The sequence below is a fragment of the Teichococcus coralli genome, from assembly GCF_009829925.1.
Taxonomy (GTDB): Bacteria; Pseudomonadota; Alphaproteobacteria; order Acetobacterales; family Acetobacteraceae; genus Pseudoroseomonas; species Pseudoroseomonas coralli.
This window is the reverse complement of the sequence record NZ_SNVJ01000001.1, coordinates 241023-259455: the sequence shown is the minus strand read 5'-3', so window position 1 is coordinate 259455 and position 18433 is coordinate 241023. Positions and strand designations below refer to the sequence as shown.

Annotated in this window: 15 protein-coding genes; 5 read left to right on the top strand and 10 right to left on the bottom strand. The window is 71.3% G+C overall.

Features of this window, described 5'->3' with window-relative positions:
• The first annotated feature begins 102 nt into the window (after positions 1 to 102).
• Positions 103 to 1359, top strand: a complete 1257-nt coding sequence (locus E0493_RS01200; RefSeq protein ID WP_160935077.1) for a D-amino acid dehydrogenase — start codon at positions 103 to 105, stop codon at positions 1357 to 1359.
• Positions 1360 to 1366: 7 nt separating this feature from the next.
• Here E0493_RS01200 and E0493_RS01195 read toward each other — a convergent pair whose 3' ends face one another.
• The 5 genes from E0493_RS01195 to E0493_RS01175 form a co-directional block, all read right to left on the bottom strand.
• The gene (locus E0493_RS01195) at positions 1367 to 2095 is read right to left on the bottom strand and encodes a hypothetical protein (protein ID WP_160935076.1); all 729 of its coding nucleotides are present in this window, start codon (positions 2093 to 2095) and stop codon (positions 1367 to 1369) included.
• Positions 2096 to 2243: 148 nt separating this feature from the next.
• Complete coding sequence (locus tag E0493_RS01190) at positions 2244 to 3065, bottom strand: MetQ/NlpA family ABC transporter substrate-binding protein (protein WP_160935075.1); 822 nt, start codon at positions 3063 to 3065, stop codon at positions 2244 to 2246.
• Positions 3066 to 3076: 11 nt separating this feature from the next.
• The gene (locus E0493_RS01185) at positions 3077 to 3889 is read right to left on the bottom strand and encodes a MetQ/NlpA family ABC transporter substrate-binding protein (RefSeq protein ID WP_160935074.1); all 813 of its coding nucleotides are present in this window, start codon (positions 3887 to 3889) and stop codon (positions 3077 to 3079) included.
• A gap of 31 nt (positions 3890 to 3920) precedes the next feature.
• A complete protein-coding gene (locus E0493_RS01180) occupies positions 3921 to 4586 on the bottom strand; it encodes a methionine ABC transporter permease (protein WP_160935073.1) in 666 nt (221 codons plus the stop codon).
• Between the two features lie 2 nt (positions 4587 to 4588).
• Positions 4589 to 5677, bottom strand: coding sequence for a methionine ABC transporter ATP-binding protein (locus E0493_RS01175; RefSeq protein WP_160935072.1), 1089 nt, complete (start codon positions 5675 to 5677; stop codon positions 4589 to 4591).
• Positions 5678 to 6195: 518 nt separating this feature from the next.
• On the opposite strand from E0493_RS01175, the gene E0493_RS01170 reads away from it, so the two are divergent.
• Positions 6196 to 7869: a DEAD/DEAH box helicase gene (locus E0493_RS01170; protein WP_160935071.1), complete on the top strand. Its 1674-nt coding sequence runs from the start codon at positions 6196 to 6198 to the stop codon at positions 7867 to 7869.
• A gap of 159 nt (positions 7870 to 8028) precedes the next feature.
• Positions 8029 to 9324, top strand: coding sequence for a M20/M25/M40 family metallo-hydrolase (locus tag E0493_RS01165; protein ID WP_160935070.1), 1296 nt, complete (start codon positions 8029 to 8031; stop codon positions 9322 to 9324).
• 13 nt (positions 9325 to 9337) lie between these two features.
• Here the strand turns inward: E0493_RS01165 and E0493_RS01160 are convergent, their stop codons facing one another.
• Both E0493_RS01160 and E0493_RS01155 read right to left on the bottom strand, forming a co-directional pair.
• The gene (locus E0493_RS01160; protein WP_160935069.1) at positions 9338 to 10108 is read right to left on the bottom strand and encodes a FadR/GntR family transcriptional regulator; all 771 of its coding nucleotides are present in this window, start codon (positions 10106 to 10108) and stop codon (positions 9338 to 9340) included.
• 159 nt (positions 10109 to 10267) lie between these two features.
• Positions 10268 to 11848 carry an ABC transporter substrate-binding protein gene (locus E0493_RS01155; RefSeq protein WP_160935068.1) on the bottom strand — a complete coding sequence of 527 codons (1581 nt, stop codon included), beginning with the start codon at positions 11846 to 11848 and terminating at the stop codon, positions 10268 to 10270.
• A 103-nt stretch (positions 11849 to 11951) separates the two neighbouring features.
• Between E0493_RS01155 and E0493_RS01150 the strand changes: the two genes are divergently transcribed.
• Together E0493_RS01150 and E0493_RS01145 are read left to right on the top strand one after the other, a co-directional pair.
• Positions 11952 to 13145: an amidohydrolase gene (locus E0493_RS01150; protein WP_235913520.1), complete on the top strand. Its 1194-nt coding sequence runs from the start codon at positions 11952 to 11954 to the stop codon at positions 13143 to 13145.
• A complete protein-coding gene (locus E0493_RS01145) occupies positions 13142 to 14065 on the top strand; it encodes a nucleoside hydrolase (protein ID WP_160935067.1) in 924 nt (307 codons plus the stop codon). Before E0493_RS01150 ends, E0493_RS01145 begins: the two co-directional genes overlap by 4 nt.
• A 21-nt stretch (positions 14066 to 14086) precedes the next feature.
• Here the strand turns inward: E0493_RS01145 and E0493_RS01140 are convergent, their stop codons facing one another.
• The 3 genes from E0493_RS01140 to E0493_RS01130 are packed head-to-tail and all read right to left on the bottom strand — an operon-like array spanning position 14087 to position 18422.
• A complete protein-coding gene (locus E0493_RS01140) occupies positions 14087 to 17005 on the bottom strand; it encodes an ATP-binding protein (RefSeq protein WP_160935066.1) in 2919 nt (972 codons plus the stop codon).
• 1 nt (position 17006) lies between these two features.
• Complete coding sequence (locus E0493_RS01135) at positions 17007 to 18107, bottom strand: TRAP transporter substrate-binding protein (RefSeq protein WP_160935065.1); 1101 nt, start codon at positions 18105 to 18107, stop codon at positions 17007 to 17009.
• A 51-nt stretch (positions 18108 to 18158) separates the two neighbouring features.
• On the bottom strand, positions 18159 to 18422 hold the full coding sequence (locus tag E0493_RS01130) for a hypothetical protein (protein WP_160935064.1): 264 nt from the start codon (positions 18420 to 18422) through the stop codon (positions 18159 to 18161).
• Positions 18423 to 18433: the final 11 nt, after the last annotated feature.

Genomic DNA, 18433 nt, shown 5'->3' with positions numbered 1-18433 from the left:
CGCATGTCGTTGCGCGGATCGCAAGCACCTGCCGGTGGTTCACTCCTAGCATGGGGGCTCGCCGCCGCGCTTCGTGCGGCGGCAGGGCGGAGCAGGAAGGCGATGAAGGTTCTCGTTCTCGGCGCCGGCGTGGTGGGCGTCACCTCGGCCTATTACCTCGCACGGGCGGGCCATGAGGTGACGGTGGTTGACCGCCAGCAAGGCGCCGGCCTGGAAACCAGCTTCGCCAACGCCGGCCAGGTCTCCTTCGGCTATTCCTCCCCCTGGGCCGCGCCCGGCATCCCGCAGAAGGCGCTGAGGTGGATGTTCATGCGGCACAGCCCGCTGGTCATCCGCCCCAAGATGGACCCGGTGCAGTGGTCCTGGCTCTGGCAGATGCTGCGCAACTGCACCGAGGCGGCCTACCAGACCAACAAGTCCCGCATGGTGCGGGTGGCCGATTACAGCCGCACCGCCCTGGCCGACCTGCGCGAGGAGACCGGCATCGAATACGACGGGCGGGAGCGCGGTACGCTGCAGCTCTTCCGCACCCAGGCGCAGCTCGACCATGTGGGCGACGACCTGTCCGTGCTGAAGCAGTATGGCGTGCCCTTCGAGGTGCTGGACCGCGCCGGCTGCGTCGCCGCCGAGCCGGCGCTCGGCCGGGTGCGGGAGAAGTTCGTCGGCGGCCTGCGGCTGCCGCAGGACGAGACCGGCGACGCGCACATCTTCACCCAGCGCCTGGCGGCCATTTGCGCCGAGAAGGGCGTCACCTTCCACTACGGCACCCGCATCGAGCGGCTGATGGTGCAGGGCGGGGACATCACCGGCGTCGTCACCAGCGCCGGCGTGCTGACGGCGGACCGCTACCTGCTGGCGCTCGGCAGCTATTCGCCGCATCTCCTGGCGCCGCTCGGACTGAAGGTGCCGGTCTACCCGGTGAAGGGCTATTCCATCACCCTGCCGGTGTTGGACGATGCCGCCGCGCCGGCCTCCACCGTGATGGACGAAACCTACAAAATCGCCATCACCCGGCTGGGCGACCGCATCCGCGTCGGCGGCACGGCGGAGATCGCCGGCTTCGACCTGCACCTGCACGACGAGCGGCGGCAGACGCTGCTGCACTCGGTGATGGACCTCTACCCGCAGGGCGGTGACCCGGCGCGCGCGGTGTTCTGGTGCGGCCTGCGGCCGATGACGCCGGATGGCACGCCCATCATCGGCCCGACCAAGTACCCGAGCCTGTTCCTGAACACCGGCCATGGCACGCTGGGCTGGACCATGTCCTGCGGCAGCGGGAAGCTGGCCGCCGACCTGGTGACCGGGCAGCGGCCCAACATCGAATACGCCGACCTCGCGCTTTCCCGCTACGCGGCCTGAGCGCCGCTCAGACGCCGGGGAGATGGGCGGCGAAGGCCGCCCAGCCCGGCGAGCCGATGGCGAACAGCCGAAACGCCAGGGCGGCGCCGAACAGGCCCGCGCCGAGCGCCGTCGCCCAGTGCAGCCGGCCACGCGTCCGCCAGTCCCACCAGGCGAGCGGCAGGAAGGTGAGCAGGCTGAGCAGGTTCAGCACCGCAAAGGTTTCCACCACCGGCGGCCCGAGCGGCAGGCGGCCGATCGCCGGGTCCATCATCAGCAGTGCGGCGCCCAGCATCAGCCGCTTGTGCGCCTGCGGGTTGCGGCGGTTGCGCCAGCCCAGCCAGACGAGCAGCGCGAAGGGTGGAATGACGAAGAGGGGCACGGCCGTCCAGCCGAGCGGCGTGGCGAACGGCGGCTGGTTGGCGCGCGCCACCTGCCCGACGGAGACCATGTACATCAGCGGCACCAGCAGGAATGCCAGCACCATGCCCGCCTGGCCAAGCCGGATGTGCAGGTCGCGCCTCCCGGCCGAGACCAACAGCGTCTGGGCCAGGAAGATCAGCATCCAGGTGGTGAAGGCCAGCCCGTGCAGCACCACCATGGGCGTCAGCGTCGGGTTGGGGCGGGGAAAGTGGACGTAATCGCGCAGGTAGAAGCTGGGCGCGAAACCGATGAACACGAGCGCCAGCATGAACAGCGCCATGCTCGCGTAGAAACGCCGCTCGGCTGAAAGCCGTGCCTGAACCGCGGTTGTCATTCTGCCTCCGGCACATCCCCGAATGGCAGCTTATAGTCCGTCCGAATTCGAAACGAAAGCGCGGCATTGCGGGGGGCGAAAAGGGCGCCGGGGCAGAAAGGGATGCCGCGGCCGCCCGCGCGAGCCAGCGGCACCCCTTGGCGCCAGCCTAGGCGCCGACGATCACCGCGCCCTTGTACTTCCCGGCGACAAAGTCCTTCACCGCCGGATCCGCATAGGCATGGGCCAGCTTCTGCGCCCACGGCTTGTTCTCGTCGCCCCGGCGCGCCACCACCAGCACGGTGTAGGCGCTATCCTTGTTCTCCACCGCCAGGCCCTCCTTCAGCGGGTTCAGCCCGGCGGGAACGGCGTAGTTGCCGGTGATGGCGGCGGCGTCCACGTCCTCCAGGCTGCGGGCGATCGAGGCCGCCTCCAGTTCCAGAATGCGGATGCCCTTCGGGTTCCCGGCGATATCGGCGACCGTGGCGCGGTAGTCCGCGCCGGGGCGCAGCTTGATCAGGTCAGCCTTGTCCAGCAGCAGCAGGGCGCGGCCGCCATTGGTCGGGTCGTTCGGAATGGCGACGCGGGCGCCCTTCGGCAGCGCCTCCAGCGACTTGTGCTTGCGGCTGAACACGCCCATCACGGTCAGCACGGTTTTGCCGACCGGCACGAAGTCGTAGCCGCGCTGCTGCTTCTGCGCCTCCAGGAAGGGCAGGTGCTGGTAGGTGTTGATGTCGATCTCACCGGCCGCCAACGCCACGTTCGGCTGGATGAAGTCGGAGAACTCCGTGATCTTGACGGCGAAATCCTGCTTCGCCAGCACGTCGCGCACCACTTCCAGCACCTCGGCATGCACGCCGGAGGTGACGCCGACATGCAGCGGGCGCGCGGCGGTGCCGATGGCGGCCGCTTGCGCGAAGGCCGGCACGCGGAGCACGGCCGGCAGCAGCAGCGCGCCGCCGGCGAGGACAAGGGAGCGTCGGGTCAGCATCGTCTGTCTCCTCAGAAGGCGGGAACCACGGAGCCCTGGAAGGTCTCCTTCACGAAGGCCTTGATCTCGTCGTTCTGGTAGGCGGCGACGAGGCGCTTCACCCAGGGGGCATCCTGGTTGTCGCGGTGCACGGCGATGAGGTTGGCATAGGGGCTGTCGGCGCTCTCGATGGCGATGGCGTCGCGCACCGGGTTGAGCCCGGCCGGAATCGCGAAGTTGGTGTTGATCGCCGCCGCGTCCAACTCGTCAAGCGTGCGCGGGATCTGCGCCGCCTCAAGCTCAATGATGCGGATGCGCTTCGGGTTTTCCGTGACGTCCGCGACAGTGGCGCGGAAATCCGCTCCCTCGGTCAACTTGAACGCGCCGTTGGCGGCGAGCAGGGCCAGCGCCCGACCGCCATTGGTCGGGTCGTTCGGGATGGCGATGCGCGCGCCGTTCGGCAACTCGCCGATGGCCTTGAGCTTGCGGGCATAGACGCCCATCGGGAAGACCAGGGTCTTGGCCGCCGCCACCAGCGGCAGGTTGCGGTCCTTCACCATCTGGTCGAGGAAGGGGCGGTGCTGGTAGCTGTTGGCGTCCAGTTCCTTGGCGGCGAGCGCCATGTTGGGCGTGATGTAGTCGGTGAAGGGCACGATCTTCAGCACCAGCCCGTCCCGCGCGGCGATCTCCTGCACCTTCTCCAGCACCTGGCTGTGCGGCCCGGCGGTGCCGCCGATGCGCAGCGGGCGCTCCCTGCTGCCGATTTCCTGCGCGGCGGCGGGCAGGGCGGCGAGGGCGGGAATGGCGAGGGCGCTGCCCAGCAGCGCACGGCGGTTCAGCGACATCGGCGATCTCCTTCTTTCTTCTTCTCTTGGTTCAGCGGCGACGGGCACGGCGGACCAGCCAGTCACCCAGCGACTGCAACCCCTGCACGAACAGGATCAGCACGACGACCACGCTCGCCATCACGTCCGGCATGAAGCGCTGGTAGCCGAAGCGGATGCCGAGATCGCCCAGGCCCCCGCCGCCCACCGCGCCGGCCATGGCGGAGTAGCCGACCAGGCTGACCAGCGTGACGGTGACGGCGGCGATCAGCCCTGGCATGGCCTCGGGCACCAGCACCTTCCACAGGATCTGCATGCGCGTGGCCCCCATGGCACGGGCGGCCTCCACCACGCCGCGGTCCACCTCGCGGAAGGCGGTCTCGAACAGGCGTGCGATGAAGGCGGTGGAGGCCAGCGCCAGCGGCACGATGGCGGCGGTGGTGCCGATCGAGGTGCCGGCCACCAGCCGGGTGAAGGGCACGATGGCCACCATCAGGATGATGAAGGGCGTCGAGCGCACGGCGTTGATGAGCAGGCCAAGCGGACGGTTGACCAGGCCGTTCTGCGCCAGCCCGCCGCGGTCGGTGGCGTGCAGCAGCAGCGCCAGCGGCAGGCCGAGCACCACCGCGATCAGCGCCGCGCCGCCCACCATGGTCAGGGTCTCGATGGCGGCGTCGAGGAAGAGTTGCTGCAGCATGGGGGGAAGCCAGGGGAGCATGGTCAGGCGGCCTCCAGCGTATCGTTGGCGATGGGCGTGACGGCCAGGCCCAGCTCGGCGAACCAGGCGAGGGCGGCCTCGATGCGGTCGGGCGCGCCATAGGCGGCGAGGGCCATGAGGCCGAAGGGCTCGCCGGCGATCTCGTCGATGCGGCCGGAGATGATGTTGAGGTCCAGGCCGAAGCGGCGTGAGGCCTCGCTGATGACCGAGCGCGTGCTGTGCGGCCCGGCGAAGAGCACCTGCAGCAGGCGACGCTCCTCGCCCGCGCCGGCGGCAGGCAGCCGTGCCACCGTGCCGGGCGGGATGGAGTGGCCGATGGTGTCGGCGATGAAGCGGCGCGTGGTTGGATGGGAGGGGCGGGTGAAGACGTCGAAGACACGCCCTTCCTCCACCACCTGGCCCCGCTCCATGACGGCCACGCGGTCGCAGATTTCCTTCACCACCGCCATTTCGTGGGTGATAAGCAGCACCGTCAGGTCGAGCTGGTCGCGCAGGCGGCGGATCAGCGCCAGGATCTCCTGCGTGGTCTCCGGGTCCAGCGCGCTGGTGGCCTCGTCGCAGAGCAGGATGCGCGGGCGCGGGGCGAGCGCGCGGGCGATGCCGACGCGCTGCTTCTGGCCGCCGGAAAGCTGCGCCGGATAGGCCTTCGCCTTTTCCGCCAGCCCGACCAGCGCCAGGACCTCGTCCACCCGCCGCCCGCGCTCGACCGCAGGCATGCCGGCGATCTCCAGCGGAAAGGCGACATTGTCGGCCACGCTGCGGGAGGCGAGCAGGTTGAAGTGCTGGAACACCATGCCGATGCCGCGACGCCGCTCGCGCAGCGCGCTGTCGGAAAGCGCCATCAGCTCCTCGCCGAGCACCCGCACCTCGCCCTCATCCGGGCGCTCCAGCAGGTTCACGCAGCGGATCAGCGTGGACTTGCCGGCGCCGGAGCGGCCGACGATGCCGAAGATCTCGCCCGCCGCCACCTCCAGCGAGACGCCGTCCAGCGCCCGCGTGGCCACGCCGCCCCGTCCGGTGAAGTGACGCTTCAGCCCGTGCAGGCGGATGGCGGCTTCGGCTTGCGCCGAGGCGGCAGGGGAGGCGGACATGGCGGTTCCGTGAATGGGGGTGGCAAGGAAGTGCCGACAAGGCGCGCCGTTCAGGGAGGCGCGGCTCGGCTGAAGCTCAGCAGGGGCACATTCGACAGGGCATGGGCACTCCGTGTTCCCCTCGCGGGGTGATCTCCAACATGGTCGGATGACCCACGAAGCGGCCGGCGGCTGGGGAATGGCTCCCGGCATGCCGCTGCCCGGCTTCCTGGCGCTTTAGCACTTGGTGTCGCGGCGCAAGCTGCATCCGTCAAATCCCCGCGGGAAGGCAAAATCCCCTTCCGCCGCGGAGAATGGGCAAACCACAGCATAGGCGCAAGCATCCAAAGCCTTGAGATATCCATGCGTTTCGCGCATGGCTCTTTCCCGCCTTTCTCTGACTGCTGCAATTTGCGCGCGGAAGCTGTACAACCGGCCCGACCCTGCTGCGCCGGTGCGCTTCGCCGCTCCCGCGCCTTCCAGGCCGTGCCGCCCCGGCGCGCGTGCCATACCCGAGAGTCGCGGAACTTTTCGAACCTATGTCCTTTCCTGTGATGCCCGAAGCGTTGCTGCGCGCCCTGACGGAGCGCGGCTACAGCGAGCCAACAACCGTGCAAGCGGCGGTCCTGGAGCCAGAGACGGCAGACCGCGACCTGTTGGTGTCGGCGCAGACCGGCTCGGGCAAGACGGTTGCCTTCGGCCTGGCCCTGGCTCCCGCGCTGATGGAGGGTGCGGAGCGCCTGCCTCCGGCCAGCCACCCGCTGGCGCTGGTGGTGGCGCCGACGCGGGAACTGGCGCTTCAGGTGCGCACCGAGCTCTCCTGGCTCTATGCTCCGGCCGGTGGCCGGGTGGTGAGCTGCGTCGGCGGCATGGACCCGATGGCCGAGCGCCGTGCCCTGGCCCAGGGCGCGCACATCGTTGTCGGCACCCCCGGCCGCCTCTGCGACCATCTGGACCGTGGCAACCTCCGCCCGCAGGCGCTGCGCGCGGTGGTGCTGGACGAGGCCGACGAGATGCTCGACCTCGGCTTCCGCGAGGAGCTGGAGACCATCCTGAGTGCTGCGCCGGAGGAGCGTCGCACGCTGCTCTTCTCCGCCACCATGCCGCCGGAGATCGCGCGGCTGGCGCGGAGCTTTCAGAAGGACGCGCTGCGGCTGGAGGTGAAGGGAGAGGGCGGCCAGCACGGGGATATCGCGTACCGCGCCGTTATGGTGGCGCCGCACGAGATCGAGCGGGCGGTGGTGAACCTGCTGCGCGTCTCCGACTCTCCGCGCGCCATCGTTTTCTGTTCCACGCGCGCCGGCGTGGCGCGGCTGCACGGCAATCTGGTGGAGCGCGGCTTCTCCGCCGTGGCGCTGTCCGGCGAGCTGTCCCAGGCGGAGCGCAGCCGCGCCCTGCAAGGGCTGCGCGATGGCCGGGCGCAGGTCTGCGTCGCCACCGACGTGGCGGCACGCGGCATCGACCTGCCGGATCTCGGCCTGGTGATCCATGCCGAGTTGCCGAAGGAGCCGGAGACCATGCTGCACCGCTCCGGCCGCACCGGCCGGGCCGGCCGCAAGGGTGTCTCCGTCCTGGTGGTGCCGGTGAACCGGCGCCGCACCGCCGAGCGTCTCCTGACCGCCGCCCGTGTCCAGGCCGAATGGGGCACGCCGCCTTCCGCGGAGGCGATCCGCGCCAAGGATGCCGAGCGGCTCGCCGCACAAGCCGCCGCGCTGCTCGCCGAGGAAGCGTCGCCGGACGACCTGGAGGCCGGGCAGAGCCTGGTCGCCACCGGGGCTCTGCCGGAAGCCATGGCGGCGGCGCTGATCCGCCTGCTGCGCGCGCCGCTGCCGGCGCCGGAGGAGCTGGCGGCTCCCGATGCCACGCGCCGTCCGCAGCGCGAGCGGCCGCCGGGCCTGCGGGACGAGGGCGTGTGGTTCCGCATGAATGTGGGCCGCGATGGCCGCGCCGATCCCCGCTGGGTGCTGCCTTTCCTCTGCCGCCGCGGCCAGGTGGCGCGGGACGAGATCGGCCGTATCCGCATCCTGGGCCGGGAGACGCAGTTCGAGGTCGCGCCGGCGGTGGCGGGTCGCTTCGCCGCCGCGGTGCGTCGCCCGGACGCGGAGGACCCGCATATCCGTGTCGAGCCACTCGCGGAGCAGGGCGCGAGCAACCGCTACCATGCGGGCGGCGAACGTCCACGTCGCTATGCGGCGTCACAACGTTCGGCGTAACATCAGTAGGTTGCAGGGCATTGCCGAGCCACGCTTTCAATAACCTGTTAGCGTGTCAAAACCCGGGCAAGCCCTGGTGCCGAGCAGCAGCAAAGGGTGTAACGGAGGCAGCGTCGCTTGCTGAGTGGCACTGGAGCTGCGTTGAGGAGCCGTTGGGCAATGCCGTGGGATGAGCAGAACACGCTGGAGCGGTTCGACGATTCTCACCTCGACCGGCTGAACATGGCGGCGGCGTTGCTCAACGCCACAGGCTGGATCGACCACCTTGCCCGCCTGGTGGCCATCGACACGGCCTGTCCCTCCGGTGGCGGGCACGCCTCCCTCACCGACGCCCTGCAGGATCTTTTCGCGCCTCTGGGCTTCGCCCTGCGGCAGGCGGAGCCGCAGGAAGGGCTGCGGCACTCCCGGCCTGTTGCCGGCCCCCGCATGGCCCTGGTCGCGAGCCGGCGGACAGGTCGACCGATCTGCACCATCCCCTGCCACATGGACACCGCGCCTCCCGGCCCGGGCTGGACCCGGCCGCCGCTGACGCTGACGCGGCAGGGAAGCCTGCTGTTCGGCCGCGGAACGGTGAACATGAAGGGCGCCATGATCGCGCTCTGGTCAGCCCTTCGCGCGGCTGACGCGGTCGGCCTGCCGCTGCGCTTCGATCCGGTGTTGCTTTTCACCACGGATGGGGGGACCGGCTGCTTTCCCGGTCTCCGTTATCTGGCCGAGCAGCATCGGCTTGAGGGGCACGTGCTCTACCTCAACAGCACCGCCGCGCCCCGCGTCTGGGCGGGGTGCCTCGGAACCTTCGATCTCGAGATCCGTGTCTCGCGCTGCGCCTCGGCGGCGGGCGAACACGGCGCTGCGCGGGCCTTGCGCACGGTTCTTTCGGCGCTGACCGACCTGCAGGCTGAGCTGGCGCAGCGCAGCTCGCGCCTGCCGGCCGAGCCGGAGCGAGGCGGCATGCTGCGCCCAGGCCTCTCCTTCGTTTCCGTCGGCGCGGAGACGGAGCCGGATGGAAAAGAGCCGCTCGGCGTGCTGGTGCTGAAGCGGCGCTTCACCAGCGAGGAGGGCTTCTCCCGGGCCTTGGCGGAACTGCAGGAGCGTGTGGAGCGTGCGGCGCGGGACGCCGGCTTTCCCTGCCTGATCGGTTGCCGCGTGCTGCGGCGGCAGGAGGCGGTGGCCGATCCGGGCGAAGGGCCGAACTGGCCGAGCTGGCAGCGGGCGCTGGGCTGGGGCTTCGGCTTCTCCCCCACGAGCTTCCGGCGGTTGGGCGGCCTCGGCGGAAGGGTTCTGGGGGCGGTGCAGCAGGCTGGCGTCCGCGAGATCCTGCTTGGCGGACTGCTGCGCCCAGGCCAGCGGCCGCATGCTCCCGACGAGCACACGACGGTTGAGGATGTGGAGGCGCTGGCCCGCTCGGTGCTGGCCTACCTCGCCGATCTCCCGGACGTGCCGGACCCCTGCTGAGCGCCGGCTGGTCTCAGCCGCCGGCGTTGACGGCCAGGCGTTCGGCGATCCGCGCATAGCGGTCGCGGCTGGCGGTCAGGTGCCGGCGCATGGCGTTCCGCGCGGCGGAGGGCTGCCCGCCCGCGATGGCGCTGGCGATCCGCGCATGCTCCTCCCGCACCCGCTGAAGGTAGGCGGTGCGGGCTTCCGGCTCCTCCAGATACGGGCGCACCGTCTGGCGCGGGATCAGCATCGGCCCGAGGAACTCCAGGAACCGTGGGAAGAAGCCGTTGCTGGTGGCGGCGAAGATGGCGCGGTGGAACTCGAGGTCCTGGGCCACCGCGTTCTCGCCGGCATCAACGGCCTTGTCGAAGGCCGCCGCGGCCTGCGCGATGCGCTCCATGGCGTCCGGGGTGCGCCGCTCGGCGGCGAGGCCAGCCGCCTCCGTTTCCAGCGCGATTCGCAGTTCGATCACCTGCAGCACGTCGTTGAGCGAGCGCATCTCGCCGGGATCGATCCGCACATGCCCGCGGGTGGAAGGGTCGGCCACGAAGGCGCCGACACCCTGACGGGTCAGCACCAGGCCCTCGGCACGCAGTGCTGCGACCGCCTCGCGCACCACGGTGCGGGAAACGCCGGCCTGGCGCATCAGCGCCTGCTCGGTGGGGAGCCGGTCGCCCGGCCGCAGCCGCCCGGCGCGGATTTCCGCGGCCAGGCGCCGCACCAGCTCGGCGGTGAGGTTGGCTGGTGGCGCCAGCGGCGCCAGTTCGATGCCCGGCACGGGGGCCTCGCTGCGTCCGTCCATGCTTCCGGTGTCTCCTCGCCCGCCCGGCCGCCCCAGCCGTCGGATCACCTGATGAGGTAGGCGTGCAGGCACGCCACCGTCAAGCAGAACGCCGGATGCTGCGCTGCGCACCGCCCGGAGCCGGCGCGGAACGCGCCAGTGCCGGGCAGCGCGCCGCCCTCAGTTCGCGTGGCCGGCGCTGGTCGCCAGCGTCATCTCGTCGGTGCGGGCCTCGTAGGTGATGCCCTTTTTCATCGCCCAGGTGTTCACCGCGAAGTAGAGCGGGATCAGCGCCTGCTGGTCGCGGATGGCGGCGCGGGTCGCCTGCTGCGTCAGCCGCTCGCGCTCGGGGTTGTCCATGGTCTGGCGCGCCTTCTGGATGATGCCGTCGATATCCGCATTGCTGAAGCGGCCACGGTTGGCGGTGCCGAGGCCGAGCGTCGGGTTCCAGCTATGGATCTGCGTCTCCAACATGCCCAGCACCTCGGGGTTGGGCGAGAAGCCGGCGAAATTCACGGAATATTTGAGCTGCGAGGCTTCCGAGAGCCACACGCCACGCGGGCGGGTCTCGACACTGGTCGCCAGGCCGAGGCGGGTCCACATCTGGGCGACTGCCTGCACCACCTGTTCGTCATTGACGAAGCGGTCGTTCGGTCCGTTCACCTGCACGGCGAAGCCCTGCGAATAGCCGGCCTCGGCCAGCAGCTTCTTCGCGCCGTCCAGGTTGTAGGGTTCCGGCTTCAGGTCGGGCGAGGTGCCGAAATAGCCCTCCGGCCCGAGGTCGCCGGCCGGCACGCCCTGGCCCTGCAGAACGCGGCTGGTCAGCGCCTCGCGGTTGATCGCCATGGAGAGCGCCTTGCGCACGCGCCGGTCCCGCAGCGGGTTGGCGATCGGGCTGCCGTCGCGCGCGTGGACATGCGGGCTGCTCTCGCGGTCGCTGTCCAGCGTCAGGAAGAGCAGGCGGTTGGAGGGGCTCTCCGTGACGGTGAAGCTCGGGCTGGCCGAGAACTTCTTGTACTGGTCGGGCGGGACGATCTCGATCAGGTCCACGTCGCCGGCGTCCAGCGCGGCGGTGCGTGAGCCGGCATTGGCCAGCGGGCGGAACTCCACGCGCTTCCAGGCGGGCGCGGGGCCGTGGAAATCCTCGTTGCGCTCGATCACCAGCGGGCTGCCCGGCTGCCAGGAGACGTAGCGGTACGGCCCGGTGCCGACCATCGCCTTGCCCGAGTTGTAGTCCGCCGTGCTCGCCCCCTCTCCATGCTGCCTGGAGACGATCATCACCAGCGAGAGGTAGTTCGGCAGCAGCGGCGTCGGCGCGTTGGTGTGGATGCGGATGGTGGTCGGGTCCAGCGCCTCCACCGACCTGATGGGCCGGGTGTAGACGCGGAAGGAGGAGGGCGAGTTCGGCACGTCGCCCGCCCGGCCGATGGTGAAGGCCACGTCCTCCGCCGTCACCGGCGCGCCGTCATGGAAGCGCGCCTTGGGGTCCAGCTTGAATTCCCAGGTGAGGTCGTCCAGCGCCTTCCATTCGGTGGCGATGGCCGGGCGCAGCACCTGCCGCGCATCTTGCTGCACCAGCGGCTGGAAGACGTGCCGGCTGTAGGCGATGTTGGTGATCAGGCTGGCATAGTGCGGATCCAGGCTGGTCGGGCCGGATTCCATGCCGACCCGCAGCAGGTCCTGCGCCTGCGCGGTGCTGGGGGCGAGCGCGGGCAGGGCGGTGAGGGCGGCGGCGAGCAGGCCGGTGCGCAGGCGCGGCATGGGATAGGCTCCCCTGGTGCGGGTGGTGGTTCGCTGCGTCGCAAACTGGCATGGTGCCCCGCACGCCGCAACGCGGCCGCCATCCGACTGCAACAGGATCGCCATGCCCACGCCCGAGGACCTCGCCCCACTCGCCGCCGCCATGACCGCCTGGCGGCGCGACCTGCACGCGCATCCCGAGCTGGGCTTCGAGGAGCACCGCACCGCCGCCTTCGTCGCCGGCGAGCTGCGCGCCGCCGGCATCGAGACCGTCGAGGGGCTGGCGGGCACGGGCGTGGTCGGCACGCTGCGCGGCACCCGCGCGGGCAACCGCGCCGTCGCCTTGCGCGCCGACATGGACGCGCTGGCCATGCCGGAGATGACCGGCGCGCCCTACGCCTCGTCCGTGCCGGGCAAGATGCACGCCTGCGGGCATGACGGGCACACGGCCATGCTGCTCGGCGCCGCCAAGTGGCTGGCGGCCAACCGCGGCCGCTTCGCCGGCACGGTGCATTTCGTCTTCCAGCCGGCCGAGGAATCGCGCGGCGGCGGGCAGCGCATGGTGGCGGAAGGGCTGTTCGAGCGCTTCCCCGCCGATGCCGTCTATGCCCTGCACAACCTCCCCGGCCTGCCGCTTGGCACCATCGCCGTGCCGAAGGGACCGGTGCTGGCCTCCTCCGACACCTGGGAGACGCTGTTTCGCGGCCGCGGCACGCATGGCGCCAAGCCGCATCTCGGCTCGGACGCGACGCTTGCCGCCGCGCAGTTCATCGCCGCGCTGCACAGCATCATCGCGCGCGAGCTGGACCCGATGGGCGTCGGCGTGGTCAGCGTCGGGCACATGGCGGCGGGCGACCCGGAGGCGCCCAACGTCATTCCCGCCGAGGTGCGGCTGCGCGGCACCGCCCGCGCCCTGGCGTCCGGAACCCGCGACCTGCTGGAGCGGCGGATCGGCGACATCGCGCGCGGCATGGCGGCGACGCATGGCGTGGCGGTGGACTATGCCTATACCCGCCGGCTCGGCCCGACGGTGAACCACCCCGCCCAGGCCGCCGTGATGCACCGCGCCGCCGCCGCGACGGTAGGCGCCGCGCTGGCGCGGGACGACCATCCGCCGATCACAGCGGGCGAGGATTTTTCCGCAATGCTGGAGGTGCGACCCGGTGCCTATGCCTGGCTCGGCACCGGCGAGCCCGCCCATCCCGAGGGCTTCCACCACAACCCGCATTTCGATTTCAACGACGCCGCCCTGCCGCATGGCGCCGCCTTCCTGGCCAGCATCGTCGAGGCCGAGCTGCCGGCGGAGCCCGCGCGGTGAGCCGCCCCGTCCTGCTCGACTGCGACCCCGGCACGGACGACGCCATCGCCCTCTGGCTGGCGGTGGCCTCGCCGGAAATCGACCTGCAGCTCGTCACGGTCGCGGGCGGCAATGTCGGGCTGGAGCTGACCCTGCCCAATGCCCGCGCCGTGCTGGGCCTGGCGGATGCCCGGGTGCCCGTGGTCGGTGGCGCCGACCGGCCGCTGATCGGCGCCTTCCGTTCGGAGACGCGGGTGCATGGCACGGACGGCCTTGGCGGCGTGGCGCTGCCCGAAGGTCCGCCCGCCGCCCCCGGCCTCGCCGCCGATGCCATCCGCGCGCGGTTGCGTGCGGCACCGCCGGACTCGGTCACGCTGGTCGGTATAGGACCGGCCACCAACTTCGCGCTGGCGCTGGCCACCGAGCCGGATCTGGCCGGGCGCGTGGCGGAAATCGTGCTGATGACGGGCGCGGTCGGCGAGGGGAACTGGACTGCCGCCGCGGAGTTCAACGCCGCCATGGACCCGGAGGCGCTGGCGATTCTGCTCGGCTGCGGCAGGCCGGTGACGCTGGCGACGCTTGACCTCACCGCCCAGGCGCTGGTGACGCCGGCGCGCGTGGCGGCGCTGCGGGCGAGGGAAGGCGGTGCCTGCCTGCGCGCCTGCGCCGGCATTCTCGCCGCGCTGCCGCCCTCGCGCCGCTTCGCGCAGCGGGGTGCGCCGCTGCACGACCCCTGCGCGGTGGCGTGGTTGGTGGCGCCCGAGCTGTTCACCCATCGCCCAGCGGTGGCCTCGGTCGTCCGCGACGGACCGGACCGGGGGCGGACCCGCATCGACCGTTGGGGCCGCAGCGGCGCCCCGGCGAATGCCCGCCTGCTGGAAACGCTCGACGCGGACGGCTTTTTCGCGCAGCTCGGTGAGCGGATCGGAGCGCTGCGCTAAGCTCCGGCAGCCAGGCTGCTTCTAGAGACCCGCCCTGGGTTCCACCTGGCCTGCGACCCGCCGCGCCCATGCGCGCAACGGCGGAAGCGTCTCATCCAGGGCCGCCTGTGCGGCGCGGAGCGCGGGCAGCGGCGGCTCGCCGGCAGCGATTGCCTGCTGAAGGGCGTCCAGGGCCTCGGACATCTTCCGCGCCCCCATGGTCCTGGCCACGCCGGCAAGGCGGTGGTTCGCCGCGCGGATCGCCTGCGTATCGGGCGTTGCCAGCAGGGCGGCCAGGCTGTTCCGCCCGTCCTCCAGCTCGGCGACGAACTGCTGCAACACGGCGGGCGCGGCATCGCCCAGATCGGCGATCAGGGCCGCCCCGACAACGGGGTCGAGCGGCACGGCCGGCACCGTGGCCGGCGCGCAGGGCTCGCCGGAGCCGTTCTCGCAGCTCGCGCCGATGCGCTGAACCATGCGCAACAGCGTCTCACGGTCGATCGGCTTCGCGAGATGGCCGTCCATGCCCGCGGCATGGCAGGCTTCCACCTGCTCCGGCATGGCGGAGGCCGTCACGGCGAGCACGGGCACCCGGCTCCGCGGCGCCGGCAGCGCACGGATGCGGCGTGTCGCCTCCAGCCCGTCCATGACAGGCATCTGGAGGTCCATCAGCACCATGTCAAAGGCGTGCTGCTGCACGGCGGTCAGCGCGGCGGCACCGTCCTCGACGCAGGTGACGTGGTGCCCCGCGCTGGTCAGCATGGCGCGCGCGACCAGCCGGTTGGCCGGCACGTCGTCCGCCACCAGGATGCGCAGCGGAACGGTGGTGGCGGGAAGGGGCGGGACGGACGGCCCCTCCTCCTGCGGCGCGGCGAGGCGCCCCGCGGGCGTCGCGGCGGCAAGCGGCAGGTCCACCCAGAACAGGGCGCCCTGGCCAGGCTCGCTGTCACAGCCGATCTGGCCACCCATCAATTCGGCGAGCTGCGCGGCGATGGAGAGTCCGAGGCCGGTGCCGAACGCCATGCCCTCGCTCACCGCGCCCGGTGTCGCGAGCTGGACGAAGTCGCGGAACAGCAGGTGGCGCTGCTCCGCCGGCACGCCCGGGCCGGTATCCTCGACCTCGATGCGAATGCCCACGCCGTCCAGCAGCGGCTTGGCGCGCAGCGTCACCCGGCCGCCTGGAGGCGTGAACTTCACGGCGTTCGAAAGCAGGTTCAGCATCAGCTGGCGGAGCCGGGTGGCGTCGGCCAGCACCACCTCAGGCGTGCCGGGCGCCACCTCCAGGCCGAAGCGCTGCGCCTTCCGCTGCACCTCGGGGGCCAGCAGCGCCGCGCTGCGCTCCAGGAGCGGCAGCAGTGGCGTGGGGGCGGGCCGCAGCTCCAGCCGGCCGGCGGCGATCTTGGAGAGGTCCAGCAGGCCGTTGACCAGTTCCAGCAGGTGGCGCGCCGCCTCATGCAGCGTGCGGAGCTGCTCGCGCTGGTCCGCCGCCAGCCGGGCATCGTTCACCAGCACCTGCGCGAAACCCAGGATGCCGTTCAGCGGCGTGCGCAACTCGTGACTCATGCGTGCCAGGAACTGGCTCTTCGCCTCGCCGGCGGCGGCGGCGGCATCGCGCGCCTCGGCCAGCTCCTGCATGGCGTGCTTCAGCTCGGTGATGTCGGTGCGGATGCCCACCGTGCCGCCGCCAGGCGTGGCGCGCTCCGTCACCAGCATCCAGCGGCCGTCCGGCAGCAGCCGTTCCATGGGGGGGCGGTTGCCACGGTGCCAGTTGCGCATGCCCTGCAGGAAGGCCTCGATATCCTCGCCCGCCTGCGGGTACTGCCCGCGCAGGAAGCCTTCGCGCATGATGTCGTCGAAATGCGCCCCGGGCTGGATGAAAGGGGCGCTCACCCGGTAGAAGTCCTTGTAGCGCGCGTTGCAGGCGACCAGGCGATCGTTCGCGTCCCACATGACGAAACCGTCGGTCATGGAGTCGAGCGCGTTCTCCAGCATCGCGCGCCAGCGGCCGCGCTCGGTCTCGACGCGCTCGCGCTGCCGCAGCGCCAGCATCATCGCAGCCGCCAGCGCCGCCACCAGCAGCGCGAAGCCCGCCGAGACGCTCAGCGCGCGGAACCGCTCCTTCTCCCAGTCCGCAAGGGCGGCCCGGATGGCCGTGCTGGTCGAGATCGCGAGCGTCGGATAAAGCAGGGGGCGCTGCGCCGAAATCACCGGTGACCCGTCGTAGCGGCTGAGGGTTTCCCGCGGAGCGCCGCCGGTTTCCTGCAGCCGCGCGGCGGCGGGCGGAGAAAGGCGAGTGCCGATCAGCGTTTCGTCATGCGGCAGGCTGGCGAGCAGCGTGCCGTCGTCCCGCTCCAGGGTGGTGCGCAGACCGGCGCCGACGCCGCCCGCCGCCAGCAGGGAGCCGAGCACCGGCACCGGCAGCTCGGCCACCGCCAGCAGGGGCCCCAGGTCCGGAAGCGTCACCCGCCGCGCCATGTAGAGCGACCATTCGCCGCTCGCCGGATTGCGGAACGGTCCGCCGATCAGCACCGCGCCTGCCCGCGGAGCGCTGGAGAAGAAGGAGTTGGTGACGGCCGCCGGCAGCCGCCGCCGGCGCGATACCGGCAGCCCGGCCGCGACCGGCATGCCGTCCGCGCCCACCAGCAGCACGTCACGGAAGGTGAAGTTCTGGTTGTTCAGCTCCCGCAGCACCCGGTTGGCCAGGGCCGCGTTCAGCTCGCCGCCGCCGGCGAGCGGGCTGAGGATGGCGGGCAGCCCGGCCAGCATCGCGTCCACCTGGACGAAATTGCGGTTGAGCGACGCCTCCACCGCATGGGCCACGCGCTGCACGGTGCTGGCGGCCGCGGTCAGCGCCGCCTCCCGTGCGCGGCCCACCAGCAGCGAGGTGGCGAACCATTGCGCAAACAGCAGCGCCGCCGCGGCCAGCAGGATGGCGATCCGGATGCGACGGAACTGGTGCATGTCAGGGGCTTTTCGCCATGATGCCCATGGCGGGACCAAGATAGGTGTTCCAGGCGTCGGCGCAGTCCTGGCCGCAGCGGTCGATCCAGCGCGGCAGCACGGTGTCGGTCAGCAGCTTGCGGCGGCGGGCGATATCCTCCGGCGTGACCGGCACGATCGTCATGTTGCCGCGCACGCCGTTGACGCAGGTGGGGCGGCCGGCATTGCAGTCGAGGCCTTCCCAGGTTTCGTGGCCGGCGCCTTCCCAGATCTCGGCCTCCAGCTTGGCGAGGCCGTCGCGGATGGTCTGCCGGATGTCAGGCGGCAGGGCCCTCCAGGCGGCGATGTTGGCGCCGAACACCGAAACCCCCCATGTCACCGCCATGGCATGCACGTGGGTGGTGACCTGGGGCAGGCCGATGTTGTTGCCAGGCAGCGTACCGGTGACGGCGCACTCCACCACCCCGGCCTTCATGGCCGGCACGATCTCGGCGAAAGGGATCACCACCGAGGTGGCGCCAAGCGCCTCGAACATCTCGGCCTGGCCGACCGAGGAGGTGCGGATGCGCCGGCCCGCGAGGTCACCGAGGCTGCCGAAGGGGCGGGTGCACCAGGTAACCTGGGCCGGATAGGTATAGACGGCGAGCAACTCGACATCATAGCGCTCGCGCAGGATTTCGCGCAGGTGAGGGCGATAGAGCCGCACGGTCTCGCGCAGGGTGGCGATGTCGGGGTTCAGGGCCGGCAGGTCGACAGCGTTGAACTCCGGCTCCTCACTCGACACCACCGCGATCAGCGCGGTGCCGAAGGGCGCCACGCCCAGGCGCATGAGCGGCAGCATCTCCTCCGCCCGGAAGCCCGCGCGGTCGAAAGGCTGGATCTCGGCATGCACCCGGCCATGCGTCAGCTCGGTGATGCGGTTGCGCCAGAAGGGCTGTTCGTAGCGTTGGAACTGCGACACGTCGGCCAGGCCGCCGACCACCTTCAGCTCGATGCCGCTTCCGTTTGCGGGGCTCGGCTCCTGTGCCCTTGGGGCGCCGGCCGCAGCAAGCAGCGCCGCGAGCAGGAGCCTGCCGCCAAGGCGCGGCAGCGCCCGCGCGAGCCGTGCGATTCCTTCCGCCATCACTCCTCCCCCCTGGCGCAGCGGCCTTGCCGGCATGTCCGGATCGCAGCCTCACGGCATGCGTGCGCGAATCCACTCTTCAGCATCAGTGGAGAGACCCGCCCAGCTGGCGGTGGTGAGAGGCACGATGAGGAGCGCCCCATCCCGCCCCATACGCCGCAACGCTCCGCGCAGGTGCTCAAGCAGGTATTTCGGCGAAACCGGGCTTTCCACGACCAGCGAGCCCGGCAGGACCAGATGCGATTCCGCAAGCTGCCACACGGCATCCTCGAGTGCCGCTGCACCATCGGGCGCCTGATCGTGGGCGACCAGCAAGAGGGGCATTT